Genomic DNA, 26,076 nt, shown 5'->3' with positions numbered 1-26,076 from the left:
TAGTATAGGCTCCATCTACACAAAAGACTCACTATTTTAATCTGTTTTAGTGTATTTTATGTAGAAAAGATGAAGTTAATCTTACATAAGAGGTTTAAGTTGTGTGATTTGAACTTGAAGATATTCTGGAGGATGCCCGTTTAATTTGTCCTTTCCTTGCAGAATTTTTAGAACATGATGCACTCCGTTAGATCGTCAATTGGCTCGATCACTTTACACAATTGACAACTCAAACCCTTATGTATACTTAAAGCCAGCAGCGGGATTTGAACTCGCGACCTTCCGATTACAAGTCGGATGCACTACCACTGTGCTATGCTGGCAAGTTTAGCTTCGGCGTAGCCCACTGTTGAGCATTGCTCTTAAATAGCAACCACAATTTCTTATTGTACCATAATCAATTTATTTGTCTAGCTGTAATTGCTAAAAATCTCTCCCTCTTCAGAAATTAGGCTAGAAGACTAGAGATTTTGGCAATATCGCCGCTTTTGTGCCGCGTAGATGGTTTGATGGGCGTAGCAATTGTGATCAAACAGAAACAAATCTGCGATCGCAATCACTGATAAAGTTGATAAATTAATATTTATACCAAAAGCTCACTCAAATCCTGAACTGAACGCGAAAATATCTGGTCAGTTCTAAAACTGTATTTTCTTGGCACGGTTGAATAAAGGAACAGAAATATATAATTATTTTTTACAGATTACAAGCATGGCAGCATTGCTCGGACGAGATTTATTAAGTCTATCGGATATCAGTCCAACGGAACTCCAAGAACTCCTGCAATTGGCAACTCAACTGAAATCACAACAGTTTAAGTTGCAGTGTAATAAAGTTTTGGGATTGTTGTTCTCTAAAGCTTCAACTCGCACGCGGGTAAGTTTTACTGTGGCGATGTACCAACTGGGTGGACAGGTAATCGATCTCAACCCTAATGTTACTCAAGTTAGTCGCGGAGAGCCTTTGCAGGATACCGCGCGGGTATTAGATCGATATCTGGATGTTTTGGCAATTCGCACTTTTGCACAGCAGGATTTGGAAACTTTTGCTCACTACGCCAAGATTCCAGTGATTAATGCACTTACCGATGCAGAACATCCCTGTCAGATATTAGCGGATTTATTGACGATTCAAGAAGGCTTTGGTACTCTTGCTGGGTTAACTTTAACCTATGTGGGTGATGGAAATAATGTGGCTAATTCTCTAATGTTGGGCTGTGCTTTGGTGGGGATGAATGTCAGAATTGCTACTCCTAGTGGATATGAGCCGGATTCTCGGATTGTAGAACAAGCAAGAGCGATCGCTAATAATAAAACTGAAGTTCTCCTGACTCACGATCCAGAATTAGCCGCTAAGGGATCTGCTGTACTTTATACTGATGTTTGGGCAAGTATGGGGCAAGAAGCAGAAGCAGATAACCGAATGCCAATTTTCGAGCCTTACCAAATTTCTGAGCAACTATTGAGTCTTGCTGAACCAGAGGCAATTGTTTTACACTGCTTACCAGCCCATCGTGGTGAAGAAATTACCGAGGCCGTTATTGAAGGTTCTCAATCACGAGTTTGGGAACAGGCGGAAAACCGATTGCACGCGCAAAAGGCTTTGCTTGCTAGTATCTTAGGGGCAGAATTTAGGAGTTAGGAGTTAGGAGTTAAGAGTCAGAATGACGAGTGTGCTACTGGCTCTTAACTAGTTAATTTGTAAAAAATCAACAATAAATGGGTAAAAGAAAATAAAATAATTTTGCTTTTGCCTGGGATATTTTTAGTTTTCTCTTGTTATGGGGAGTTTTTTGTAGTACTAATGTTCTAGAGACATTTATAATTACTCCCCGCTTTGTTTATGGAACGTCTAACTGAAGCTCAACAAGAACTTTACGAATGGTTGGCAGAATACATCAGAACGCACCAGCATTCGCCTTCTATTCGCCAAATGATGCAAGCGATGAACCTGAAGTCACCAGCACCAATTCAAAGTCGTTTAGAACATTTACGCACTAAAGGGTATATAGAATGGACTGAAGGACAAGCGCGAACGATTCGGATTTTGCGTGCTGTGAAGCAAGGTGTACCAATTTTGGGGACGATCGCGGCTGGTGGTTTAATAGAACCGTTTACTGATGCTGTAGATCATTTAGACTTTTCTAATTTCGAGTTACCTCCCCAAACCTACGCTTTGCGCGTAGCTGGCGATAGCATGATTGAAGATTTAATTGCTGATGGCGATGTTGTATTCCTGCGTCCAGTAGCAGAACCTAATCATTTAAAAAATGGTACCATCGTCGCCGCCAGAGTAGATGGATTTGGTACAACTTTAAAACGTTTTTATCGCCAAGGCGATCGCGTTACTCTCAAACCAGCAAATCCTAAGTACAATCCCATTGAAGTCAGTGCTATGCAAGTACAGGTGCAAGGTTCACTCATTGGTATTTGGCGTGGTTACAACTGAGTAGTAGGAAAGTGATGAGTTATGAGTGATGAGTTTTAAATTACTAACTCCCAACTCCCAACTCCCAACTCCTAACTCCCAACTCCTAACTCCTAACTCCTAACTCCCACTATGTACCTGACGAAAAATTCAGTGCAGCAACTGCCCACTTTCCGGTTGAAATTACCTTATGCAAGGGAAAGTACGGGCAGTTATTACACTCCGCAACCATTACCAGGATGCCCAAGAATGCCTCCGTCTCTGCAATTGCGGCAATATCAGCGCCAAGCGATCGCTAGCTGGTTTACCAACAATGGCAGAGGGACGCTAAAAATGGCTACTGGTAGTGGTAAAACGATTACCGCACTTGCGATCGCTTGTGAATTATATCAGCAGATTAATTTGCAAGTTCTGGTGGTGGTGTGTCCCTATCGCCATCTCGTCACCCAATGGGCGCGAGAATGTGAAAAATTTAATTTGCAACCCATTTTAGCTTTTGAGAATTTACGCACTTGGCAAAGTCAACTTTCTACCCAAATTTATAATCTGCGTTCTGGTTCTCAACGGTTTATCACGGTGATCACTACGAACTCCACTTTAATTGGAGATGGGTTTCAGTCTCAACTCAAATATTTTCCCGCCAAAACCTTAATTATTGGGGATGAGGCGCATAATTTAGGCGCACCCAGGTTAGAAGAAAGTTTACCGCGTAGTGTGGGGTTGAGACTAGCTTTATCTGCCACGCCAGAGAGGTATTTTGATGATTTTGGTACGCAATCTTTATTTGATTATTTTGGCCCAGTTCTCCAACCGGAGTTTACTTTGAGGGATGCGATCGCTCAAGGTGCTTTGGTACATTATCTGTATTATCCGGTGCTAGTGGAGTTAACTGAAGCCGAAAGCATTGCCTATTTAAAGTTAACTAAAAGAATTGGGCGATCGCTACTTTATCGCGATCGGGAAAATGGCGGAAATTTTGAAGACAATGAAGATTTAAAACCGTTATTGATGCAAAGAGCAAGATTAATTGGTGCGGCGGAAAATAAATTAAATGCTTTGCGGGATTTAATGACAACTCGCCGCGAAACTAGCCACACTCTTTTCTATTGCAGTGATGGTTCCCAAGAGTCGGGAGAACGTTCATCTCTACGCCAACTTAAAGCTGTTGCTAAAATTTTGGGGGTGGATTTGGGGTACAAGGTAAGCACCTATACAGCCCAAACAACTTTACAAGAAAGAGAAATATTACGTTGTCAATTTGAAAGCGGCGAATTGCAAGGTTTGGTGGCAATTCGTTGTTTAGATGAAGGTGTTGATATTCCAGCAATTCAAACTGCGGTGATTCTATCAAGTTCTGGTAATCCCCGCCAATTCATTCAACGGCGGGGGCGAGTTTTACGTCCTCATCCAGGTAAAGAACGTGCCACTATATTTGACATGATTGTTTTGCCACCAGATTTAGATAGAGAAACCATAGAAGTTGAGCGCAATCTGTTAAAAAAGGAATTGCGTCGCTTTGTAGAATTTGCTGATTTGGCTGATAATGCGGGCGTTGCCAGAATGAAGTTACTGGATTTACAAAAGCGATATGGTTTATTAGATATTTGATGATGAATCTGACAATGGTTGTATTTATTTGTAAAAATTTTTCGAGTTTTGAAAAAACAAGTATTAAGTATGAAATAATAAAATTATGAGTTTGATTATAATGGGATGCAACTGAAAATTTTAAAGCTGCTTACATTCGATTGTGATCTAGATTAGTTAAAATAAATCATAACAGAAAACAATAAAAGAATAAAGTATTTTTTCAAATAAAATTCGGATTTTAAAGAGAACGTAAACAGTGGCTTTACTGAGGTTATTCCAGCACTAAAGAAAGTTAAAATGTAGAAAAAGTATATTTCAAAACTCAATATGTCACAAGAGGCGAATATTGATGATGTGCAGGAGCCAATAACCAGCGCTCCACCGGAAGTACGGCAAATTATTGAGCGAGTCTGGAAGGAGGAAAAAGGTAGGCTAGATAAGAAAAGCAACAGCCATATCAATGATAATATTTTGAAAATTATCAAGGAAGAGGTGCGATGAAGCTAACTTCAATTAAGCTATGCAACTTTCGCTCCTTTTATGGTAAGACACCAGAGATGCTCCTAGCTGGTGGAGATGTTCACAACACAACGATTATTTATGGGAATAATGGATCGGGAAAAACCAGTTTACTAAATGCCTTTACTTGGGTATTATATGAAAAGTTTAGTGCAGCCTTTGCATCGATAGAACAGCTAATTAATAAACGTGCGATCGCAGAAACTCCAAAAGGTCAAGCTGTAGAATGTTGGGTAGAAATTGGCTGGGAACACGAAGGTAAACGCTATCGAGTTAAACGCGCCTGTCGGGGTTATAAAAACGAAGGTGATTTTGATGCTGGCAAAACTCAATTATCTATATGGGTTGGTGATGACGATGGCAAATGGAAGATCCAAGATCAGCAACTAGAAGATATAATTAATCAAATTCTACCCGCCACTTTACATCAATATTTTTTCTTTGACGGCGAACGAATTGAACAAATAGTCCGTTCTGACAAAAAAGCTGAAATTGCCGAAGCTATAAAAATTTTCTTGGGTGTGGAGGTAATCAACCGTTCTATCAGACATTTGGGAGATGCTAAAAAAACTCTAGAAAATGAGTTAAAAGCTATTGGTGATTCCCAAACTAAACAACTATTACGACAGCAAGAAAAGATAGAGCGAGAACGTGAACGCATTACCAAACGGCAAACAGAAATTAAAGAAGAGTTAGAATATCAACAAACTTTTAAAAAAGAAACAAGTAACCGTTTGCGAGAACTGAGCGCAGCTAAAGAATTGCAAGAAAGATGTCAGGATTTAGAATCTCAGAAAGCGGCGAATCAAGAAGAATACAAAAAAAACAAAGAAGCGCTAAAAAAAGTTATTTCTGCACGAGGTTATACCGTTTTCTTGTCAGAAACTACAGCCCAGTTTCGAGGAATTATCAATGATTTGAAGGCGCGAGGCGAATTAACATCAGGAATTTCGCGGGAATTTGTCAGTGATTTACTCAATTCTCAACGCTGTATTTGTGGTGCAGAATTACACGCAGGTAATCATTCTCATACTCATGTGAGTACTTGGTTAAATAAAGCCGGTTCTTCGGCGGTAGAAGAAACTGCAATTAGGATGATAGCTCAAGTAGATGAAATTGATAAGCAAGCCATCGGATTTTGGGAAGAAGTTGACAGAGAGCAAACTAGGATTAATCAGTTAAGGCAAAGCATATCTCAAATTGAAGGCGATTTAGACAATATTCAAGAGCGATTGCGAAAAGATGCTAATGAAGAAATTAGCAGTTTGCAAAAACGGTTAGACGAAATTGAAAGTAAAATTGATGAATTAAATCGAGAACAAGGTGCAAATCAGCAGCAAATTGCTCAACTTACAACTGAAATTGAAAATTTAAACAAACAAATTGCCAAACAAAAGCTGAATGAAGACAACCAAACTTTAGCACAGCGACGAATTAATGCCACTCAAGATGCAATCGAACGGTTAACCGAAGTTAAAAATCGTCAAGAACAACAATTTCGCCTGCAACTTGAAAAACGTGTACAAGAGATATTTACCGAAATTTCTGTAACTCCATATATTCCTAAAATTAGCGATAAATATGAGCTGACATTAGTAGAAAATACCACAGGTATAGAAGCACTAGTTGCAGCATCCACCGGGCAGAATCAAATTCTCAGTTTATCCTTTATTGCCAGCATTATTGACAAAGTGCGGGAATGGAGTAAGAAACGGAAAATGATGATGATTCCCGACAGTAGCACTTTCCCAATTGTCATGGATTCACCCTTTGGTAGTTTGGATGAAAGTTCGCGGCGACACATTGCAAAGACAATTCCCCAATTAGCGAATCAGTTGATAGTTTTAGTTACTAAGACTCAGTGGCGGGGTGAAGTAGAAGCAGAAATGACAAACAGAATTGGTAAAGAATATGTGCTGACGTATTATTCATCTAAGCCGGATTGCGAACAAGATTATATTCAGTTAAGTGGAGAAAGATATCCTTTGGTGAAACAAAGTCCGAATGAGTATGAATATACTGAAATTATCGCGGTTGAACGTAATGTTTAAAGGATAAAGTTATGGTTGCGAGTCTAGGCGGAACCAGAGAACGAGGAGAATACATCTTCAAGTCGCCGATGTGTGAAAGCAGCGATTTATTTTGCTTTTTGTGTCAGTGTTTCAGGAAGTTGAAGGGTGACAATTTCAGTGATTTTCTACCAGCTCCCTTTTACCAAAGAATTGGGTCTAAAGCCCCGTGCTTCACGCAATGCTTTAAAGTAATGAGTAAGGAGTAATGAGTGGATGAAAAATGGGTATTTACTCATTACTTATTACTTATTACTCATTACTCCTTCTTAAGAGCGCCTTTAGGTCGGTGAAGAAGTCAATTATGATTGTATCTGCGATCGCTCTCTTGTTTTACTTCCCATCCTCTGGTTAAAACTGGGCTTTATCCGCAAAACTCAAGTTTTTATTAATACTTCTTTCCTTCTGCTGCACTCTTTTTCCTCTTGGTGTCTTGATGGTAGCCTTTTCTTACAGTTAAAACTGGAAGTAGAGAAATTCACTGTGCTCACTACTGAAACCTATTCCAACGAAAAATAAGATTGTTGCTAGCACAGCATAGAATGTTGTCGGCTTCCAGCCCCACCAAGGGCGAGATTCACCCTCTAGATGGTGGTAAACATCCAGCACCACAGGTTCGCCTTTCATAAACTCATAAATGTTCGGTAACAGGAAGACTGCTGTAAGCACTCCCAAGATCACAACGCTCCCATCAATACCGCCGAAGTTATCGACCTTACCAAACTCGACACCGAAACGGCTGAGTAGGGCTAGTTTTGTGACATAAGTCTCCGGCAAGATCAAGCCCTCTAACCCAGCCATACCACGTAGGATATTTCCTGCACCATCTAATGTCTCAGCCCGGAACAGCACCCAAGAAATGACTACAGCCAGGAATGTTAGCGCCCGTGCTGCGAACTGGCTCAATCGACTAGAAGGTGCTTTCCAACCGCGCTGACGGAGAAACTGCTGCCAAGCGTGATCGATGCAAAGATAAGTGCCATGCAAACAGCCCCAGAGGATAAACGTCCAGTTTGCTCCGTGCCAGAAGCCCCCTAAGAGCATCGTGATAATTAAGTTAAGGTAGCGGCGTACTTCCCCTTGACGGCTTCCGCCCAGGGGGATATAGAGGTAGTCACGCAGGAAGCGTGAGAGGCTAATGTGCCAACGCTGCCAAAAGTCACCAATACTGATTGCCTTGTAGGGTGAGAAAAAGTTCATCGGCAGCTTAATATTAAACAACTTCGCTAACCCTACCGCCATGTCTGAGTAACCGGAGAAGTCGAAGTAGAGTTGCAGCGTATAGGCAATTGCAGCCTGCCAGGCCAGAAAAAAGCTAATAACTTGACCATGATCAGCCATTTCAAAGATCGGCGTGGCATAGCCACTAATAGAATCAGCGATGACGGTCTTCTTGAACAAACCGATGCTGAAAACTGTGAAGCCTAGTGCCAGATTGCGGGCATCGAAGCGATAGTTGAGCGAGCGAAACTGTGGGATCAACTCGTGGGCGCTCAGAATTGGACCAGCAATCAGATGAGGGAAAAAGGTGACAAAGAGCATAAACCGAGGCAAATTATAGTGTCGCCCCTTGCCAAGCGCGACGCCCACTAGATAGCTAATCTGCTCAAAGGTGTAAAAAGAGATCCCCAAGGGCAGGATGATATCGTTGATCTTCCCCAGGGAAGTACCAAGACCGTTGATAGTGTCGATAAAGAAGTTAATGTACTTAAAATAACCAATTAGACCAAGGTTGAAGGCGATGCCAAGGAACAGAAGCACTCGAATGGCATTTGTCATCGACTGACCATCAAGTAGTTTGATTCGCAGCCGCGCCATGACTTGGCTGACTAGCCAGTTGACAGCTATGCTGACCAGCAGCAACAGTAGGAATTTTGCGTTCCAATATCCGTAAAAGATTAGTGATACAAAGAGCAGCCAGCCTGTCACCAGCGAGGGGATACCTACCCAACAAAACAAAAAGAAACCACCCAGTGCAAGGGGCAAAAAGAGAAATATAAATTCATAAGAGTTAAAGAGCATACTTCAAAATTTGTCTACATTAGGTTCTGAAAGATGTTTCTTCAGGAGATTTATGACATTTTCGGTTCGCAAAGTCCTACCTTTATCATTGGGATGATAAATTGTATTAAACATCATTTTTTCTTCGAGAAAGCTTTGACTAGGAGAGTCTTGAAAAAGAAAACCTTGTTCTAACCAAAATGTCTTGATTTGGGAAAAATAACTTTTATATTTATTAGAATCATAATTTAAATTAAAGAGTAATGCTGGATAAAGAGGTATAAGAGTAATTTTGTGTTTTTTTGCATACATACAAAAATCTCTGATAGAACCAGATGTATCGATAGGTTTGTTCAGAACAGGATCAATTAGTTTTTTATTAATATCTTCAGTTGGCGATTTACCTATGTTACATGTCTCATCGCCATTTTTATTTAGGGACATTCCTGTATAACATTTTCCTGTGTGAACTCTTTCTAAAATTCTACTGTAAACCCTGTTCTTGTCAAAAGGTGATTCATTTTTGAGGATTGCTGCAATGGTATCTATATCTTCTTGACTGATACCAGAGGGATCTAGTATAACTTTTAATTTGTCAATTAAGCCAAGCTGATTCAGGTAATCATGATCGTAAGAAATGATATATTTTGTTAGTAATGTGTTTGATAATAATTGATCGTCTTTGCTCTGATGATAAAGTGAAAACTCCAGAGGAAGTAAAACAATATCCCCAGGTTTTAATGTTTTCTTTGCCTGATACAAAATATAATCAATCCCCAGCCCTGCGTGAACTGCGAGATTTACTGTTGGCACCCCAGTAGAAGATTCAATTTGCTTCGCATCCATGCCAAATAGTGCATTACTACCAGAAACAATCAATATTTTTTTTCTCAGGATTTGCGATTCATACATTTGTTTGTTTTTATATGCATAGAAAATCCAATCTTCCGTTTTATACTTTCTGTAGTCTCCTGAAATTGTTAGGAGATTAATTACTGGTTCTTTTGCATAAAAAATAAGCGTAGTTAGTGTTACTATCCGCAGAAAGTGATAATAACTAGTTAATTTATTTTGATTTTTTATTGACTTTTTATTCATTTAATTTTTTTACCAACTTCCCATACTTCATTTTGTAATATACAAAAGTTACCAAAGATAACTATGACTAGGTTGGGCTGCACCTACGCTATGTAACCACAATCATAGCCCAGTAGCTAATAGTCATCAGTACTAATACTTAATTATGTAACTACTACTGATAACTATTTTTTGAATTATTAATATACTACATTTTGAAGTTTAGAATCTGGGATGTATCATTCCATCCAAATCTTTAGAGTTACAGCCTTCTATCTGAATTAAGTTCTCTCTTTCTTTGCGTCTTTTGTGGTTCATTCAAAAGAGCTAGACAGAATAGAACTCGCATTACTATTAGCTGAATTGTTAGACAACATATCAATGTGGGAATACTGAGTGAAGTGTAAATATTTTAGCAATCAAGAGAAGATTATGACTATACTATTGACAGTAACCTTTACGCTTGCTAGTTGGATTGTCAAAGGACTGCAAGATGGGACTTTAGAAAGGGTTGGGGGTGTAATTGTAGAAGCAGCGAACAAACATATTGTTACCTGGTTAAGGGAACCCAATAATTCTCCACTTCCAGCATCAAGTTCTTCCCCTAACAATTTACTCAACCTTATTTTCTCCGGTGCCAATCTTGTTGCTTCAGGGGCTAATGCAGCTGTCACAGGAAAAGGACTAGCTGATGTTAACCAGCGTTTAGGTGGAGTTGAACAAACAAGTTTAGGTAACATAGCTGTTTCAGGGGTAAATCTGATTGGAACAGTCGCTAATGCGGCTATTTCTGGGAAAGGCTTCGCCGATGTCAATGGACGTTTAGATGGGATTGAAAATCAGTTAGGGGAAATTGGGCAGAATCTGCAATTAACTCAAGGTTTTTTGCAAGTAACTACTGCTGCTAGTGTACTTAATCTAGGTGTTTCAGTAATAGGCTTTGCTGTAATAGCACAGCGCCTCAATGAATTAGAACAACGCCTAAAAGAAGCTGAGAAATTACTGAATAAAGTCAACCGCAAAATAGACCTTAGTTTTTATGCAAATTTTCGTGCTGCAATCGAATTAGCAAATAATGCTTTTACAATGACCAAAATTGAAAATCGTAGAAGCAGCGCACTACAAGCTATTAACCGATTTTTAGAAGCACAGCATATCTACACTGAATACACCGATATCGAAATTGAGCAAAAAAGCCAAATTGCTGATGAATATCTGCTAACTTTATCTTTAGCCTACCTAGCTGAAGCACGTTGCTATTTAGAATTAGAAGAACACGAAACAGCACTTCGCCGCTTTCAAGAAGGGGCTAAAGTTATCCGTTCTCGTATCCATAAATATGTTGAGATTCTGCTAACCTCTAACCCCGCAGCATACTTACATCCTCAGTTAAAAGGTCAGATTGATTTGCGAAGACTGACCAGAATTTATCAATGGATTGATCCAGCTTTGGATGAAAATGCTGTGTTTGAGCTTCAGCGTAAAAATCTGTTTAAAATAGCCAAAGATCCTCAAAAATGGTTAGACTCAATACCAGCAGCAATTTTAACTCCTGTTGAGGTTGAAGGTGGTTGGTTTGGCCCAAGTCAGGATGATTTGAACCAAGAAGCTTACAAACGTCTTCCCCAAGCATTTGAGGTAATGGAATCTATGATTGAAACCAATCGCCGCTTTGAATCTTACCAAACAGAAGTACAAGCAATATCCCAACTAGGAATCAGCTTTCATGACTGGCTTAAATTAACTCCGTCTACAGAAATTAAACCAGACGGCGCAGAATTAATGTACATAATTCCATCCAAACCTTTAGAGTTACAGCCTTCCATGTGAACTAATTACAGGATTAAAGATGAATTAATCAAGGTCAATAAACTCTCTGAGAGTAATAATCTGGTTTTGATATTCGGCTAGGTTTATGATTCATCGGCGAGTAATTCTTCTAGAATTTCTTCGGTTAATCCTTTGGCTTGGGCATTTCTGCCGATTCTGTCAAAAACACTAAGTAAATCTTCATCTTTATTATTTGAAGAGGTTTTTTTTATTTATTCAATAAGTTTTTCTTGTTCTTGTGCGGGAAGTTGTAGGACAAGATTAAGAATTCGCTCGAAGCTTAGGGGGAGTAGATAGTTTTTTTGAGTCATGGTGAGTTATAGAGTTAGTGAATAGAAACTTGTTAGCTTTTTTAATCAGGTTTGAGCCACTTTTCTACTTTTAAATCACGATTCCTCTATACCTTGGCGAATTGCATTATCTATATCCTCAAGAGTTTTAGGTTTTCGTTGATATTTTAAATAACCTGCTACATCATCTAATTTAGTTTCTGGAAAAAGCTTCTTAGGTTTTAAAACAATTCTATTACGCATATCAATAGTAATAAATTCTTGCTCCTTTGGTAGTGATGATTGCATTTTAATTTCCTTTAATTCATAGGTTCAAAGTCAGCAAAAAGCAAATTTATTCCATCCATTATTATGGAAAATTTTTCTTCAGGTATGTTTAACTCATGAAAACATTTATCTCTATATTTTTCTTTTTCAGTAAAATTAGTGATGGCTTTAACTAATGGCTTTTTTACTTCGTAGCTTTCTTCAGCTTTAGCGATCGCACGTGCGGGGATTTCATTATTTATACGCAATATTGCTAAGTCAATCAAATCTCTAGATTGTGTACTTGAATCATTCCATCGGTCAGCATTAGCCATTAGTTTTGATGTAAATCTATCGCTTATACTCAGACAAGGTATTTTTGTCCATTCTGGATAAACAGGAGGGTCTAAAGTAAAAATCCCATTGGCTACAATTTCTACTTTAATAGTTGTTTCATTGACTACAACAAGGAAACGAATACCATATTGATTTATTGTACTGTCACCTAATTCGATATTTGTTATACTTTGAAATAATGCTACAATTCCTTCGTCATAAATCAAATTTCTTAAATACCTGTAATTTTCAGTTCCATAAGGGAAGAGGAAATCGATATCTTTACTAAGCCTGTATTCATCATATTCTAACGCCAACAGTGTACCACCGCCAAAGTATGCAGAAGCTTTTTTGAAAATTTCTGGATTGAAAGCATTAAGGATTTTAAGTATATTATTATGATGATCGAGATGAAACATTTCAAAATCCGGTAATATCCAGGAGTTATATTTTTTTGCTAAATAATGAACAAAATCCTTTTCTTCTTGTTTTAAATTGTTGAAGGTAGTTTGATAATGCCAATTGCGTTGATACAATTGAACAATTTCTTTCTCACTCATTTGATATACATTTTTTAGCTGCCAACCAATAGACTCTAAAAATGGTAGCTTTTGTGGATTTAGCATAAAATATGGTTGAATTTTTTCTATAATAAACTCTCTCAAAATCCAAACCAAAATCCTGTATTCACCATTGTAATGCTCCTCGATCACTTTAGTCCTTATGCGGTTTTTGGTTAAAACTGGGATTTTTAAATAATTATGAGACACTCATAACTGGATAATTAAGCTGTGCTAGGGTGTGAGAAATGATTCCAGAATTTGACGAAAGTGGTATCTTACCACCAGGGGTACATTGGGCAGAATGGTCAGAATTTCAATAAATATTTGGTACAAGTTTGACTAGACAGCGCATGATAGACGGTCTGGAACTGGCAATGACGCAACTAAAAGCAGCTGGCTGTAGAACTATTTATGATGTACGGAGCTTATTCAAAAATCAAATAGGATTCATATATATATCTGCGATCGCTCTCTTGTTTTGCTTGATATCATTGGGTTAAAAAAGAGCGATAGACTGAACTAAAATAATATCCCCACCTCAATAAACTTTATTGCTCATAATGATATTTGCAAGTCAAAATAATCAATAGATCTTCTTGCACTTTGTAAACCAATCTATGTTCATCAGTGATCCGCCTTGACCAGTAACCTTGCAATTCATATTTTAATGGTTCTGGCTTCCCTATACCTGCAAAAGGATCTCTTTGTATATCTCTAATCAGTTCCAAGATTTTTTTGAAGATTTTTTTGTCTTCTGTTGCCCACTGACCTAATTGTTCAAAAGCTTCTGGTTCAAAGGCAACTTTTTTCATATTCATCTAAATCAACATAAATTAGGTTTCCTGCTGCTACATTTTCCAAAGCTTTGAGTAGATTATTTTTGTTAGTTTCTGATTTCAGAAGATAGTTAGTTTCATCTTCTTCAGTTGATGGTTCAACTAGGACAATGACTTCTACTACTGTTCCTTCTGGTAATTCCGTTGTTAAAAGTTCAATCCTGCCATCTTTTCCAACAACAGCTTTTTGTTTAATGCCACTAAGCATAATTCATATTTACTCCTATCTTTACCACCTTATTGTAACTTTTAATTGAGGGCTGGTTTCAAGCCGCGTTCAACAGCAACTTTTAAGGCTCTTGCTTTACTTACTAAGCCACGTCGATAGACCTGCATGAGTTCATCTAGTTGACGAACTTCTGCATCATTAAGCTGTCCCTCTCGGTGACGCGCTTGCAAGTCACTGAAAACCTCTTGCTGCTGACTTTCCATCTGCATATCGCACATAGCCAAAACCTGATCATCCGGTAATGATTCCATAGGTAGTTCGGTAATGGCGCGGTCAATCCATTCTAGTAATACATCTTCAAGTCGCCGATGTGTGAAAGCAGCGATTTCCTTTGCTTTTTGTGCCACTGTTTCAGGGAGTTGAAGGGTGACAATTTCAGCCATTTTCTACCTGCTTGTCTTTTACTTATGATTGTATCTGCGATCGCTCTGCATCTTCTCGTTAAAAATAGCGATCCCTCTCTTCTTTGGCTGTGCTTTGCGCTTTTGGAAAATTAAACAAAATTAAATAAATCCTAAAGTGCTTACTGGTAAATATCTTTACTGGAATATAAGCAGTATTATCATTTATAAAGATTACTTCTTGACAGTGAAGCAAAAAACATATACTTTTTAAGTAGGAGATATCTAGTGAACCTTATTGATTGCCGTTGTTGATCCTGCGACGGTCAGCCGAAAAGTCAGCTTTACGTATAATTTGCTGTGATGCGTTTTCTTTGAGTAAGTGGGAATAATGTTCTAGATATCTCCACAATTTTTTAAAGAGTTGGTTATTCCACGAGGAATTATATAGTAACTATCAGTAAAAGCACACATCATTCATTTTTAATCTAAACATAAGGGTTTGAACAATGTCCCAAAATGGAGAAGAAAAGAGTCAAGCGAGAAAGGCTCTTAAACCCTGTTTGGATAAAAATTGTGATGAATTAATTAAAAAATTTTACTCTTTAAGGAGTGGAAGAGATGTAGCAAGACTTCTAGAAATACCATACGGAGATTTAGTCTACTATTTGTATGTAATTCCTTATGAATCTAGATATACAACTTTCCAAATACCTAAAAAATTAGGAGGAAACCGTATCATCTCTACGCCTGCAACATCTTTAAAGTTAATCCAAAAAAAACTTAATCAAGTTTTACAGTGCGTATACCAAGTCAAGCCTTCAGTTCATGGCTTTGTAAAAAACAAAAATATTGTAACTAATGCAAAAGCTCACATAGGTAAGCGATATGTACTTAATTTTGACCTAAAAGATTTTTTTGTTTCAATTAATTTTGGACGAGTAAGAGGAATGTTTATGGCATTACCCTATGCTTTAAATCCTGAAGTTGCAACAGTTTTAGCACAGATTTGTTGCCATGATAACCAATTACCCCAAGGCGCTCCTACTTCACCAATAGTATCTAATATGCTCTGTGCCAAGCTAGACAGTCAATTTCAAAAACTGGCAAAAAAATATAGATTTACATATACGAGATATGCAGATGATATTACTTTTTCAACAACGAGACCTAACCTACCTGAAGAAATAGCTTACATAATTACAACAGAAGATCAAGAAAAACTTAAAAAAGTGATTTTGGGTAAAGATATATATTCAATTATTCAAGAAAACAACTTTGAAATTAATGAACTTAAAGTACGAATACAGAATGCTCAAGAGCATCAAGAAGTTACAAGTATAACTGTTAATACATTTCCTAATGTGGATCGTAATTATATACGTCAGATTCGAGCTATGCTTCATGCTTGGAGTAAGTTTGGTCTTGAATCGTCTGAATTGGAATATTTAAATAAATATGAATTCAAAGAGAGGCATTATAGTAAAGGTGTAGCTAAATTTCAGCAAGTTCTTCGCGGAAAAATAGAATTTTTAGGTATGGTTAAAGGTAAAGAAGATCCTATTTATCAAAAATATTTAACTCAGTATTTTGAACTAAGTAATAGAGATAAAGATTTGTTACGTAAAATATTAGTTTGGATTAAAGGAAATTTTTCTTATGGAGATAAATGATAATGATATTGATGATATTAAAAATGATATTTCTATCATTAAAAATAACATTGATACTTTATCTTTAGCATTTAAGAAGCATATTCAAGAGCATTTAATTGCTTCTTCAGCAACACAGAATGATGGTGTAACTACTACTGTATTAGATAATAGTCAGAAGAAAAGTGATGTTTCTATTATAAAAAGTAGTTTAGATGTTTATCCTGTTGAAAATCAAACAGAAACAATCCCGAATTATGATAATAAATCTATCCGTACTGATTTAATAGATTATTCATTTATTGATAAAAATGACAAAAATAAATTACTAATAGAAATTATGTTTAACAGCAACAAAAATATGTGTTCTCTTTATGAGAAGAATTTTCTTGGATTTTGTCGTTGTGCTTTCGGCCTTCTTGAAGATGTTATAAAAATTTTCTTAGAAAAAAAGTTTTTTGAAGAAAATAATGATCAGTTATTAAAAGCTTGTGATTTATTTGAAAAAAAGTATCCAGAAATAAAGCCAAAGAAGTGGATATTTCCTGATATATATTTACCTAATCGTGAATATAATGCTCACAAAGTAAATACAGATAATTACTGCTATATTTCAAATAGGGAAGCGTATTTGTCATTACCCAAGCTAAAATCACAAAATATGAATTTTAGACTAGAGTTATGTTTTATTATATTATACGGTGAATATTTTTATAAAGAAAAATCTGCTAATACTATATCTCGTAATGTACAAACATCAAATAAAGCACTGAAAAGACCGTCAGCCAAACTACCTTCCTCTCTTGAACTATTAAATAAAAAATTTTATTTTCGTATAGATAACGTAAGAGAATTCCGTAATATTTTTGAACATAACCCGAATAATGAAGAAGCACAACAAAACGAGCTTCAAGAAAAGATATCAAAATATAAAAAACTTGAAGATGATCTAGATAATTATGATGGAATATTGGAAGCTGTAACTTGGTTTGTATGCCAAATGTACTTTGATATGACGAAATAAAAAAAGGCGAACCCAAAAGTTCGCCCGTAACATACTATTATGCTGTTGCTAAATCCAAACCCAAATCTAAATCTTCGCTTCTTCTCTCACCAACTTATCCCAACCCAAATCTTTCAAATTATTATTCCGACGCAACGGACGAGTCACTAACTCTAACATGTCACGCGCATTTGTAAAGCCGTGAATTTGAGCAAAAGTGAACTCCACAGACCACTTTGTATTAATACCCCGTGCTTCCAACGGATTAGCGTGAGCCATACCAGTAATTACCAAATCTGGTTTCAACTCATAAATTCGCTGAAGTTGATTGTAATTATCCGGCTTCTCTACAATCCTTGGCAGGGGTGAATTCATTTCCTGACAAGTTTTCTCCAACAAAGCCAACTCAGCAGCTTGATAGCGCTTATCCATGTAAGGAATGCCGATTTCGTGAACAGTCATCCCACAACGGATTAAGAATCTTGCTTGGGAAACTTCCAGCAAGTTATCACCCATGAAGAATACAGACTTACCGCGAATCAGTTTCACGTAATCTTCCAAGCCTGCCCAAATTTGGGCTTCCCGTTCATCCAAACCCTTGGGAGTAATACCAAACACCGAGCAGATTTTCTCAATCCAAGCGCGGGTACCATCGGGGCCAATGGGGAAGGGTGCGCCAATGAGTTTACACTTGCGGCGGCGCATTAAGGTGGTAGCGGTGCGGCTGAGGAAAGGGTTGACACCAGCGACATAATACCCTTCTTCCAATACTGGCAATTCAGTGAAGCGCTTCGCGGGTAGCCAGCCGGAAACTTTGATGCCTTGTTTCTTCAGTTCCAAGGTTAACTGAGTAACTACGGGGTCGGGAAGGGAGCCAAAGAGAACCAGTGGTGGATGATCTACGTACTCAGATTCATCTTGGGCGACATCTTCTTTCTTTTTACCAAAGTTGAGCAATTTAGCGATCGCATTTCGTTCAATTTTCTCAGTTTCCGCCACCGGAGCTTTATCAGGACAACGGTTAGCCATTGCTGCCAATACGGTGTCTTCCCCTTGAGTAAAGGCGTAATCTAGACCATTTGCCCGCGCGACAACGATGGGAATCCCGATTTCAGATTCTAGCTTCGGTGCCAAACCTTCTAAATCTGTTTTGATAATTTCTGTAGTGCAAGTGCCAATCCAGACAATTACACTAGGATTGCGATCGCGTTTAATCTGCAAGCACAAACGCTTTAACTCTTCATAATCACTCAGCTGTGCTGAAATATCGCCCTCTTCCAACTCTGCCATTGCATAGCGGGGTTCAGCAAAAATCATCACCCCCATCGCATTTTGCAGGAAGTAGCCACAAGTTTTTGTCCCAATCACCAAAAAGAAGCTATCTTCAATTTTTTGGTATAACCACGCCACACAGCTAATTGGGCAAAAGGTATGGTAATTTCCAGTTTCACATTCAAAGCTTAAAGCTTCTGGTTGTTGAGCGACAGTCATTTTGGTTTTTTCTCCCCTTGATATTTAATGGCAGTTCAACCAATTTTAGATTTTAGATTGATAATTTTGGTGAAGCAGCGCGGTCTTGGGGGTTTCCCCCCATGAGTGACTGCTGAACCCGGAGGGATTGAAGACTGGGACAACAAAAGTATCCTCTGTCTAACGACAATTTCCCTAATTCCTCATCCAAAACCGTTCGACTGAGCGTAGCCGAAGTCCCAAATCTAAAACTTAAAATTGCGAAGAACGGCAATAATTAAGCATTGGGGAAGAGGCGGGCAATTTCTGATTCATCAAAAACGCCTGCTGGCAGTTCTTCCCCCAAAAAATCGTTATTTTCTTCAGCCTTTTGCAAAGCTGTTTCATCACCCCAGACATCTGATAACACGTCTTTAAACGCATTCTCATCTAGCGGACTATCTTCAAGCGCCTCTTCTTCATCCAGCTTTACTTCCATTGCAGCTGTTGAATCGAAGGCAATTTCCCCAAATTCATCTGCTTCTAAACTAGAGGTTTCGAGAGACTCATCTTTTGAGTCGTGTCCGTTGGTTAAGGAAATATCGCCAAAGTCATCTTCGATTTCCTCCAACTCGCTGATTTCCAGGCTTTCATCATCAGAATCCACCATTATGAACTCTTGAACTACCGCCACCGATGCAAAACCATTTGTATGAGAATGTGTCAATGTATCATCTTCAGACTTTTCATCAACGATCGCAGCAGCAGCTTCTACGTATTTCTCTGGTTCTGGGTTGACGACGAAGCGATTACCGAGAGCTAAATCTGGGTCAAAATGCAAATCCAGCACCTGAATTAGCGTATCGGCATCAGGATTGAGTTTGGCAAAGGGCAACATTAACTGCGCTAGTTTTGGCTCTAGGGCGTTAAGAACTCCCAGGATGAGGTAAGAAGGTGGTCGCTTCCCGCCATCAGGTGTGTACACTGATTCCACTTCCATGTGCAAGGTAATCCAGTCTCGATTGTTCTGGAAAAATTGCAACCACTTTTGTTTGATTGAATCCGTAAAGCTGTCAAAGAAAGCCATATTATTGTCCCCCATCCTGAGAACTTGATGATTTATACAATCATCAAGTCTAGTTCCTCTTCTGAATTAGGAACCTGGGGTTTACCCGGATTTAGATAAAAATCGGACAACAAAGAGAACAACTCCCGATCTGGTGTGTCGTTAGGTACAACACCTTCAGGACGCGCCAGAATTTGGTCGGCAATGTTGAGATAGTAGTCGCAAACGTAGTCTAGGGAAGGATCTTGCTCTGCCATCTCAAACAAAGTTTTACCTTTCACACGGGAAACACGGATATCTTCAATTAAAGGTAAAACTTCTAGAACTGGCATGGGCACAGCTTCTATATATTTTTCAATCAAGTCGCGCTTGGAGGTGCGATTGCCAATCAACCCAGCTAAACGCAGTGGGTGAGTTCGCGCTTTTTCGCGGACTGAAGCAGCAATCCGATTAGCCGCGAACAAAGCATCAAAGCCATTGTCTGTAACGATCAGGCAGTAATCTGCATAGTTGAGTGGTGCTGCAAAGCCACCGCAAACTACGTCACCGAGAACGTCAAAAAGAATTATATCGTATTCATCAAAGGCGTTGAGTTCTTTAAGTAATTTTACGGTTTCACCGACTACGTAGCCGCCGCATCCAGCACCCGCAGGTGGCCCACCAGCTTCTACGCAATCCACACCGCCGTAGCCTTTGTAAATTACATCTTCCGGCCAGACATCTTCGTAGTGATAGTCCTTTTCTTGGAGGGTGTCGATAATTGTTGGAATCAAAAACCCAGTCAGGGTAAAGGTACTGTCATGTTTGGGGTCGCAACCAATTTGCAGCACTTTTTTGCCACGTTTAGCTAGGGCGACTGATATGTTACAGCTAGTTGTGGATTTACCGATACCACCTTTTCCGTAGACTGCTAGTTTCACTGTTGTTTGCCTCTTATAGCTGTTTGTCAAACTTGTGGCTCAAACATTTGCCTTCACCTGTCCTGAGATGGCGATGCGTGAGGTACGTGAATATCATTATTGGGCAAATTACCTAGAAAAGAAAGTGGCTCTTAATTTGGAAAACGGTCTGATCCGATGAATTAAATCAAAATTACATCTATTTAGCTCTTTATGAGCTTTAAAGACTTTATTAGCTCTAAAAACCATAAATAAAAAGTTTTTATTACTTATTTTTATAAAAAGAGTTACAAAATACAAAAAACTGAAATCGGCTTTTTTGAATGCTTTTTATCGAATTAGCTGATGGTAGTACAACGTGTTTTCAAGGCATTTTGGTGCAGTGCCAAGGGTAAAGAGAGGTATATGCAGCCTCATGCTGGAAATACTACTGGAATTTGCGTTAGCGTAGCTCACCGTACCACTTCCCTGCGGGACGCTACGCGAACGTGGAAGCAAGCTACGCGTAGCGTCTCGTAGAGAAGGTATCGGAGATAAATTGCCAGTTTTGAGTCTCTAGTCACAACCATTTAATTGCTGCTTGAGAGTAAGTTAGTCAGTTTTTGTAAAAATTTATTAATTTACCAAATTTAGGAGGTGGCAGCCCTCTTGAGGGGCATTCCCAGTCAGAGACTGGGAATGAGGCTAATTAACACACTTCAGTTTCAAGTCCGTGGATTTCCTGTAATGTTTGCCAGCCAGCTTGCCACTGGGAGTTATCTTGTAATAATTTGGCATTCATCCAGAAACGGACTTTCGGATCACAAGCAGCAACCATTTCGGCGTAAACCCACTTAGCCTGATTTTTCCGGTTGACAACTTGGAAGTGCCGCCAGCCATCAACTTTTTGCTGTGCCGTCCACTTAGAACCAACTAGGTAAGGAAATTTTTGTTTTTTTGTCATTTCTTATTTATTATTTATTGTGCATGGGGCATGGGGCATTGGGCATTGGTTATTAATTCATCCCCCTCATCCCCCTCTTTTAAGATGTAACCAAATCACCATTACGGGTAAATTTCTGGCAATGCAACTCACTATCTTGCTGTACACATAGCGAAAACCATCTAATATGGCTCCAGCAGGTGTTGATGTTGTTGGTAATTTTGCGCTTTTTCTTGGAAAGGCGTTGTCTTACGACTTCATTAGGGCAAAGAATTTCTAACGTACCCGTACCATCTTCATAATTGACGATGCGAAATAGACAATCTTGCAGCATAGCACGGCTGCTGCTGTCGAAGAACCGCTTAAACCTCTGTAGCTTTTCCCCTTCAGTCATTTGGCTGGTGGGTTTTATTTTCAAGAAATCTTCATCCTCAAAGTCAAAGTCATCATCTTCAAAGTCGTAGGGGTCAATCATTTTCAGCATCCACTAGGCGACCTGGGATTATGTTAACTCTGTGTGGCGGCAGGAGGAGAGTGTCATTACTTTTTATCGTCGTGCTTTTAAACTCCGGCTGAGTGCTAGTTTGATTCCAACCAGAGCATTTTCTTCTGGCGTTAGTTCCAAAAATCTGAAACTGTGCCAACCTTCCAACCCCTTGCTTCTAGACGTTCTTTTTTAAGTTGATCCATCACTAATACTATGTATCTGTATCGTATTTACTCAATCGCTTTTTACGTTACCAATGCAGTCGAAGGAAATGCTATTAAAGAAGCAATTGCTAATCCGAGAATTCGTTTCATAAAACTGATATATTAATTAAAATTTTTGCATGGTTAAAATCAGATTTTGCCTACAAGAGTATAACTACTTTTTAGCAGGTTTATCAGATACCACATTTTATTTATCTATTACCTATAATTGGTTCAGTAATTCTGCTAAACCTTAATCTGGTAACACCCTTTAAGTAAAAACTAATTTATAAAGCAAGTATGAATTCTCTATAATCGCTTTTTACAATTTTCAATCGCTTGCTTAGGTGTTGTTCGCGTAGAGCTATAATTTGAGGCAAAGGATTCCAAGCTGGAAGTATGACTACAGTAGCAATCTTGCCAATGTTTGATGCTGATGGTGAAAAAACTTATCGCGCCATTGCAGGGGATAAGCACTCTGTTGGCAAAACTGCGGGGCAAGCCCTAGACGCGTTAACTACTCAGTTGGGTGAAACGGAGTTCAGCGCACTGCTTGTCATTCAAAATTTTAGCCCTGACCCGTTTTTTAGCGCTAAACAACAAAAACGGTTATCGGAATTGATGAGTTTATGGCGGTTGGCACGAGATCAGGGGCAAGCATTGCCACCAAAGCAACAAGCAGAACTGGATACTTTGGTTGAGGCTGAATTAAGAGCAGCAGCAGCCCGAACAGCTGCATTGCTACAGCAAGAGAGTTTGTGAATCGGTATTACGGTGCGTAAGCGAAGCTCGTCGTAGACATCGCTGGGCGTGCCAACCATCGTTGTGAATACTGCCAAGCCCCTGAACTAATCTTTAATTTTCCATTTGAGGTTGAGCATATTATCCCGCTCTCTCGCCAAGGTGAAAATGACGAAGCAAATTTAGCTCTGGCGTGTCGCTCCTGTAATCTCCGTAAAGGAACTCGTATTAGTGGCATTGTGCCTGATTCCAACACTGAAGTTAGTTTCTTTCATCCCAGACAGGATAAGTGGAGTGAGCATTTTCAGGTTGATAATCAATCTGGCAAGATTATAGGCATAACTTCCTCTGGAAAAGTCACTATCGAATATTTGGAGATGAACAGCGCCTCTCAAGTAGTAGCCAGACAATTATGGATTCGCTTGAGTTTGTTTCCGTAGTCGGACAGCACAGCAATAAATTGGAAATACAAAGTAAGGGAAAATACGACTTTTACAAGACGTGAACACCGATCTAGGCGATCGCTGCCATTTTCTTACAATAACCTTGTAAGCAAAAATTTTCTTTCCTTAGCTACCCTACGGGAAGGCATTCTTAGGGTGTCTAATGCGGTTCTTTATTCCAAAAGCCTATGCAACCTACTAATCCTGACCAATTTACAGAAAAAGCCTGGGAAGCGATCGCTCATACCCCGGATATTGTTAAACAATATCAACAACAGCAAATTGAAAGTGAACACCTGATGAAAGCGCTGCTAGAACAAGATGGTCTAGCAACTGGGATTCTGACTAAGGCAGGTGTTAACCTCCAAAAACTGCGCGATCGCACGGAACAATTTTTCCAACGTCAGCCGAAAGTATCTGGTAGCAGCAGTTCTGTCTATTTGGGACGCAGTTTAGATACACTTCTAGATCGAGCAGATGGATATCGCAAAGAGTTTCAAGATGAATATATTTCAATTGAACACTTATTGCTGGCTTACGCTAAAGATGACCGCTTTGGCAAAGCTTTATTCCAAGAGTTTGGTTTAGACGAAGGCAAGCTAAAAGATATTATTAAACAAATTCGGGGGAGCCAAAAAGTGACCGACCAAAATCCAGAAGGCAAGTACGAAGCACTGGAAAAATACGGGCGTGACCTCACAGAAGCCGCCCGTAAAGGTCAACTTGACCCAGTGATTGGGCGAGATGATGAGATTCGTCGGACTGTGCAAATTCTCTCTCGCCGCACCAAGAATAATCCTGTGCTAATTGGTGAACCAGGTGTTGGTAAAACTGCGATCGCCGAAGGATTAGCACAGCGCATTATCGCAGGTGATGTACCTCAGTCTCTCAAAGACTGCAAGCTAATTGCTTTAGATATGGGTGCTTTAATTGCTGGGGCAAAATTCCGGGGTGAATTTGAAGAACGTCTGAAAGCGGTATTAAAAGAAGTTACCGAATCTAGCGGCAAGATTGTTTTATTTATTGATGAGATTCACACCGTTGTCGGCGCTGGTGCAACCCAAGGCGCGATGGATGCGAGTAACTTGTTAAAACCAATGTTGGCGCGGGGCGAATTGCGCTGTATTGGGGCGACAACTCTAGATGAATACCGCAAACATATCGAAAAAGATGCCGCACTAGAAAGACGCTTCCAGCAAGTTTATGTGGATCAGCCCAGTGTCGAAGATAGTATTTCGATTTTGCGCGGGTTGAGAGAACGTTATGAAAACCACCACGGGGTGAAGATTTCTGATAGTGCTTTAGTTGCCGCCGCCGTATTGTCGAGTCGATATATTAGCGATCGCTTCCTCCCTGATAAAGCTATTGATTTGGTAGACGAAGCCGCCGCTAGACTCAAAATGGAGATTACCTCCAAACCAGAAGAACTCGACGAAATTGATCGTAAGATTCTGCAATTGGAAATGGAGAAGCTATCACTGAAAAAAGAAAGCGATGCAGCTTCTCGTGAACGTCTAGAAAGACTGGAAAAAGAAATTGCCGATCTCAAAGAAGAACAAAAAACGCTGAATACTCAATGGCAGTCTGAAAAAGATATCATTGACAAAATTCAGTCTGTGAAAAAAGAGATTGAACGGGTTAACTTAGAGATTCAGCAAGCAGAACGCGACTATGATCTTAACCGCGCTGCTGAGTTGAAATACGGCACTTTAACCAGTTTGCATCGTCAATTGGAAGCAGTAGAAGCGGAATTGGCAAATACTCAAAGAAGTGGTAAATCACTATTACGGGAAGAAGTTACAGAAGGTGATATTGCTGAAATTATTTCTAAATGGACAGGAATTCCCATCAGCAAGTTGGTGGAATCGGAGAAAGAGAAACTGCTGCATTTAGAAGATGAACTGCATCACCGCGTCATTGGACAAGAAGAAGCAGTCACAGCCGTAGCCGATGCAATTCAGCGATCGCGCGCTGGATTGGCTGATCCCAATCGTCCCATTGCTAGCTTTATTTTCCTTGGCCCTACGGGTGTGGGTAAAACCGAGTTGGCGAAAGCACTAGCGGCGTATATGTTCGACAGTGAAGATGCACTAGTACGAATCGATATGTCGGAGTATATGGAGAAACACGCCGTTTCTCGTTTAATCGGTGCGCCTCCAGGATACGTGGGTTATGAAGAAGGTGGACAACTTACAGAAGCGATTCGTCGCCGTCCTTACTCAGTGATTCTCTTTGACGAAATCGAGAAAGCACACCCCGATGTATTTAATATCTTCTTGCAAATTCTCGATGATGGTCGCGTCACTGATGCCCAAGGTCATAAGGTGGACTTCAAAAACGCTATTATCATCATGACCAGTAACATCGGTTCCCAGTACATTCTGGATGTCGCCGGAGATAACGCCCATTACGACGAAATGCAACGTCGGGTAATGGAAGCAATGCGAAATAGCTTCCGTCCAGAGTTCCTGAACCGGATTGATGAAATTATCATCTTCCACGGTTTAGATAAGAAGGAATTGCGGCAAATTGTGCTACTGCAAGTTGAGAGATTGCGGCAAAGATTGAGCGATCGCAAAATATCCCTCAAACTCTCGGATGTTGCACTTGACTTTTTAGCAGAAGTAGGGTATGACCCAGTTTATGGGGCACGTCCACTGAAGCGGGCGATTCAGCGAGAGTTAGAAACTCAAATTGCCAAAGCCATCTTGCGCGGTGAATTCACCGACGGCAACACCATCTTTGTAGATGTGCAAAATGAGCGTCTTTCTTTTAGTCGCTTACCTGCTGAGGTGTTCACTAGCTAAGTGAAGATGGATAGGCTTGGTGTCAGTGATATTTTGCCCACAAAGATGAT

24 protein-coding genes, 1 tRNA gene and 1 pseudogene are annotated in these 26,076 nt (G+C 39.4%); 13 read left to right on the top strand and 13 right to left on the bottom strand.

Annotated elements, in window-relative coordinates; all coding sequences use genetic code 11:
- Positions 1-251 precede the first annotated feature (251 nt).
- Positions 252-323: transfer RNA gene (locus V7K50_RS06035), tRNA-Thr, on the bottom strand.
- 388 nt (positions 324-711) lie between these two features.
- Here V7K50_RS06035 and argF point away from each other — a divergent pair.
- The 5 genes from argF (at position 712) to V7K50_RS06010 (ending at position 6,587) form a co-directional block, all read left to right on the top strand.
- Positions 712-1,641 (top strand): ornithine carbamoyltransferase, encoded by a 930-nt coding sequence (gene argF, locus V7K50_RS06030; protein WP_334958137.1) that lies wholly within the window; start codon positions 712-714, stop codon positions 1,639-1,641.
- Positions 1,642-1,842: 201 nt separating this feature from the next.
- Positions 1,843-2,448 (top strand): transcriptional repressor LexA, encoded by a 606-nt coding sequence (gene lexA, locus V7K50_RS06025; protein ID WP_334958135.1) that lies wholly within the window; start codon positions 1,843-1,845, stop codon positions 2,446-2,448.
- A 111-nt stretch (positions 2,449-2,559) separates the two neighbouring features.
- Complete coding sequence (locus tag V7K50_RS06020; RefSeq protein WP_334958133.1) at positions 2,560-4,035, top strand: DNA phosphorothioation system restriction enzyme; 1,476 nt, start codon at positions 2,560-2,562, stop codon at positions 4,033-4,035.
- A gap of 309 nt (positions 4,036-4,344) precedes the next feature.
- On the top strand, positions 4,345-4,518 hold the full coding sequence (locus tag V7K50_RS06015; RefSeq protein WP_334800081.1) for a hypothetical protein: 174 nt from the start codon (positions 4,345-4,347) through the stop codon (positions 4,516-4,518).
- The gene (locus tag V7K50_RS06010; RefSeq protein ID WP_334958131.1) at positions 4,515-6,587 is read left to right on the top strand and encodes an AAA family ATPase; all 2,073 of its coding nucleotides are present in this window, start codon (positions 4,515-4,517) and stop codon (positions 6,585-6,587) included. The genes V7K50_RS06015 and V7K50_RS06010 overlap by 4 nt, the downstream gene beginning before the upstream one ends.
- Before the next feature lie 474 nt (positions 6,588-7,061).
- Here V7K50_RS06010 and V7K50_RS06005 read toward each other — a convergent pair whose 3' ends face one another.
- The gene (locus tag V7K50_RS06005; protein ID WP_334958129.1) at positions 7,062-8,627 is read right to left on the bottom strand and encodes an MBOAT family O-acyltransferase; all 1,566 of its coding nucleotides are present in this window, start codon (positions 8,625-8,627) and stop codon (positions 7,062-7,064) included.
- A 3-nt stretch (positions 8,628-8,630) separates the two neighbouring features.
- Positions 8,631-9,704, bottom strand: a complete 1,074-nt coding sequence (locus V7K50_RS06000; RefSeq protein ID WP_334958127.1) for a hypothetical protein — start codon at positions 9,702-9,704, stop codon at positions 8,631-8,633.
- Between the two features lie 411 nt (positions 9,705-10,115).
- Here V7K50_RS06000 and V7K50_RS05995 point away from each other — a divergent pair, with 411 nt between their 5' ends.
- Positions 10,116-11,513, top strand: a complete 1,398-nt coding sequence (locus tag V7K50_RS05995) for a hypothetical protein (protein WP_334958125.1) — start codon at positions 10,116-10,118, stop codon at positions 11,511-11,513.
- A gap of 386 nt (positions 11,514-11,899) precedes the next feature.
- Here V7K50_RS05995 and V7K50_RS05990 read toward each other — a convergent pair whose 3' ends face one another.
- From V7K50_RS05990 to V7K50_RS05970, 5 genes are all read right to left on the bottom strand, one after another.
- Positions 11,900-12,091, bottom strand: coding sequence for a hypothetical protein (locus V7K50_RS05990; RefSeq protein WP_442944552.1), 192 nt, complete (start codon positions 12,089-12,091; stop codon positions 11,900-11,902).
- Positions 12,092-12,102: 11 nt separating this feature from the next.
- Positions 12,103-13,155, bottom strand: a complete 1,053-nt coding sequence (locus V7K50_RS05985; protein WP_334958123.1) for a nucleotidyl transferase AbiEii/AbiGii toxin family protein — start codon at positions 13,153-13,155, stop codon at positions 12,103-12,105.
- Between the two features lie 341 nt (positions 13,156-13,496).
- Positions 13,497-13,760, bottom strand: coding sequence for a Txe/YoeB family addiction module toxin (locus V7K50_RS05980; protein ID WP_194042817.1), 264 nt, complete (start codon positions 13,758-13,760; stop codon positions 13,497-13,499).
- Positions 13,741-13,992, bottom strand: coding sequence for a hypothetical protein (locus V7K50_RS05975; RefSeq protein WP_334958121.1), 252 nt, complete (start codon positions 13,990-13,992; stop codon positions 13,741-13,743). Before V7K50_RS05975 ends, V7K50_RS05980 begins: the two co-directional genes overlap by 20 nt.
- A gap of 41 nt (positions 13,993-14,033) precedes the next feature.
- The gene (locus V7K50_RS05970) at positions 14,034-14,396 is read right to left on the bottom strand and encodes a hypothetical protein (RefSeq protein ID WP_334958119.1); all 363 of its coding nucleotides are present in this window, start codon (positions 14,394-14,396) and stop codon (positions 14,034-14,036) included.
- 467 nt (positions 14,397-14,863) lie between these two features.
- Here V7K50_RS05970 and V7K50_RS05965 point away from each other — a divergent pair, with 467 nt between their 5' ends.
- Positions 14,864-16,027 carry a reverse transcriptase domain-containing protein gene (locus V7K50_RS05965; protein ID WP_334958117.1) on the top strand — a complete coding sequence of 388 codons (1,164 nt, stop codon included), beginning with the start codon at positions 14,864-14,866 and terminating at the stop codon, positions 16,025-16,027.
- A complete protein-coding gene (locus V7K50_RS05960) occupies positions 16,014-17,030 on the top strand; it encodes a hypothetical protein (protein ID WP_334958115.1) in 1,017 nt (338 codons plus the stop codon). Before V7K50_RS05965 ends, V7K50_RS05960 begins: the two co-directional genes overlap by 14 nt.
- A gap of 66 nt (positions 17,031-17,096) precedes the next feature.
- Here V7K50_RS05960 and V7K50_RS05955 read toward each other — a convergent pair whose 3' ends face one another.
- From V7K50_RS05955 to bchL, 3 genes are all read right to left on the bottom strand, one after another.
- Positions 17,097-18,500: a ferredoxin:protochlorophyllide reductase (ATP-dependent) subunit N gene (locus V7K50_RS05955; protein WP_179074414.1), complete on the bottom strand. Its 1,404-nt coding sequence runs from the start codon at positions 18,498-18,500 to the stop codon at positions 17,097-17,099.
- 256 nt (positions 18,501-18,756) lie between these two features.
- Entirely contained in the window at positions 18,757-19,545 is a 789-nt protein-coding gene (locus tag V7K50_RS05950) for a DUF5331 domain-containing protein (protein WP_334958113.1), read from the bottom strand.
- Positions 19,546-19,577: 32 nt separating this feature from the next.
- Positions 19,578-20,444, bottom strand: a complete 867-nt coding sequence (gene bchL, locus V7K50_RS05945) for a ferredoxin:protochlorophyllide reductase (ATP-dependent) iron-sulfur ATP-binding protein (protein ID WP_196528135.1) — start codon at positions 20,442-20,444, stop codon at positions 19,578-19,580.
- A 324-nt stretch (positions 20,445-20,768) separates the two neighbouring features.
- Here bchL and V7K50_RS05940 point away from each other — a divergent pair, with 324 nt between their 5' ends.
- On the top strand, positions 20,769-20,942 hold the full coding sequence (locus V7K50_RS05940) for a hypothetical protein (protein WP_334958112.1): 174 nt from the start codon (positions 20,769-20,771) through the stop codon (positions 20,940-20,942).
- A gap of 169 nt (positions 20,943-21,111) precedes the next feature.
- Here the strand turns inward: V7K50_RS05940 and V7K50_RS05935 are convergent, their stop codons facing one another.
- Complete coding sequence (locus V7K50_RS05935) at positions 21,112-21,366, bottom strand: TIGR02450 family Trp-rich protein (RefSeq protein WP_334958111.1); 255 nt, start codon at positions 21,364-21,366, stop codon at positions 21,112-21,114.
- A 79-nt stretch (positions 21,367-21,445) separates the two neighbouring features.
- The gene (locus V7K50_RS05930; RefSeq protein WP_334958110.1) at positions 21,446-21,820 is read right to left on the bottom strand and encodes a hypothetical protein; all 375 of its coding nucleotides are present in this window, start codon (positions 21,818-21,820) and stop codon (positions 21,446-21,448) included.
- Between the two features lie 614 nt (positions 21,821-22,434).
- On the opposite strand from V7K50_RS05930, the gene V7K50_RS05925 reads away from it, so the two are divergent.
- The 4 genes and pseudogenes from V7K50_RS05925 (at position 22,435) to clpB (ending at position 26,026) form a co-directional block, all read left to right on the top strand.
- Complete coding sequence (locus V7K50_RS05925; protein WP_334958109.1) at positions 22,435-22,797, top strand: hypothetical protein; 363 nt, start codon at positions 22,435-22,437, stop codon at positions 22,795-22,797.
- Between the two features lie 38 nt (positions 22,798-22,835).
- Positions 22,836-22,994, top strand: a pseudogene (locus tag V7K50_RS05920) (HNH endonuclease); the annotation flags it as partial.
- 21 nt (positions 22,995-23,015) lie between these two features.
- A complete protein-coding gene (locus V7K50_RS05915; protein WP_334958108.1) occupies positions 23,016-23,216 on the top strand; it encodes a hypothetical protein in 201 nt (66 codons plus the stop codon).
- 191 nt (positions 23,217-23,407) lie between these two features.
- The gene (gene clpB, locus V7K50_RS05910; RefSeq protein WP_334958107.1) at positions 23,408-26,026 is read left to right on the top strand and encodes an ATP-dependent chaperone ClpB; all 2,619 of its coding nucleotides are present in this window, start codon (positions 23,408-23,410) and stop codon (positions 26,024-26,026) included.
- The last annotated feature ends 50 nt before the right edge of the window (positions 26,027-26,076 follow it).

The organism is Nostoc sp., from assembly GCF_036917135.1.
Lineage (GTDB): Bacteria > Cyanobacteriota > Cyanobacteriia > Cyanobacteriales > Nostocaceae > Nostoc.
This window is presented reverse-complemented; position numbering and strand designations above follow the sequence as displayed.

Coding starts and splice junctions, on each gene's coding strand:
- argF (WP_334958137.1), top strand. CDS start 712: ATGGCAGCATTGCTCGGACGAGATTTATTAAGTCTATCGGATATCAGT.
- lexA (WP_334958135.1), top strand. CDS start 1,843: ATGGAACGTCTAACTGAAGCTCAACAAGAACTTTACGAATGGTTGGCA.
- V7K50_RS06020 (WP_334958133.1), top strand. CDS start 2,560: ATGTACCTGACGAAAAATTCAGTGCAGCAACTGCCCACTTTCCGGTTG.
- V7K50_RS06015 (WP_334800081.1), top strand. CDS start 4,345: ATGTCACAAGAGGCGAATATTGATGATGTGCAGGAGCCAATAACCAGC.
- V7K50_RS06010 (WP_334958131.1), top strand. CDS start 4,515: ATGAAGCTAACTTCAATTAAGCTATGCAACTTTCGCTCCTTTTATGGT.
- V7K50_RS06005 (WP_334958129.1), bottom strand. CDS start 8,627: ATGCTCTTTAACTCTTATGAATTTATATTTCTCTTTTTGCCCCTTGCA.
- V7K50_RS06000 (WP_334958127.1), bottom strand. CDS start 9,704: ATGAATAAAAAGTCAATAAAAAATCAAAATAAATTAACTAGTTATTAT.
- V7K50_RS05995 (WP_334958125.1), top strand. CDS start 10,116: ATGACTATACTATTGACAGTAACCTTTACGCTTGCTAGTTGGATTGTC.
- V7K50_RS05990 (WP_442944552.1), bottom strand. CDS start 12,091: ATGCAATCATCACTACCAAAGGAGCAAGAATTTATTACTATTGATATG.
- V7K50_RS05980 (WP_194042817.1), bottom strand. CDS start 13,760: ATGAAAAAAGTTGCCTTTGAACCAGAAGCTTTTGAACAATTAGGTCAG.
- V7K50_RS05975 (WP_334958121.1), bottom strand. CDS start 13,992: ATGCTTAGTGGCATTAAACAAAAAGCTGTTGTTGGAAAAGATGGCAGG.
- V7K50_RS05970 (WP_334958119.1), bottom strand. CDS start 14,396: ATGGCTGAAATTGTCACCCTTCAACTCCCTGAAACAGTGGCACAAAAA.
- V7K50_RS05965 (WP_334958117.1), top strand. CDS start 14,864: ATGTCCCAAAATGGAGAAGAAAAGAGTCAAGCGAGAAAGGCTCTTAAA.
- V7K50_RS05960 (WP_334958115.1), top strand. CDS start 16,014: ATGGAGATAAATGATAATGATATTGATGATATTAAAAATGATATTTCT.
- V7K50_RS05955 (WP_179074414.1), bottom strand. CDS start 18,500: ATGACTGTCGCTCAACAACCAGAAGCTTTAAGCTTTGAATGTGAAACT.
- V7K50_RS05950 (WP_334958113.1), bottom strand. CDS start 19,545: ATGGCTTTCTTTGACAGCTTTACGGATTCAATCAAACAAAAGTGGTTG.
- V7K50_RS05940 (WP_334958112.1), top strand. CDS start 20,769: ATGGTAGTACAACGTGTTTTCAAGGCATTTTGGTGCAGTGCCAAGGGT.
- V7K50_RS05935 (WP_334958111.1), bottom strand. CDS start 21,366: ATGACAAAAAAACAAAAATTTCCTTACCTAGTTGGTTCTAAGTGGACG.
- V7K50_RS05930 (WP_334958110.1), bottom strand. CDS start 21,820: ATGATTGACCCCTACGACTTTGAAGATGATGACTTTGACTTTGAGGAT.
- V7K50_RS05925 (WP_334958109.1), top strand. CDS start 22,435: ATGACTACAGTAGCAATCTTGCCAATGTTTGATGCTGATGGTGAAAAA.
- clpB (WP_334958107.1), top strand. CDS start 23,408: ATGCAACCTACTAATCCTGACCAATTTACAGAAAAAGCCTGGGAAGCG.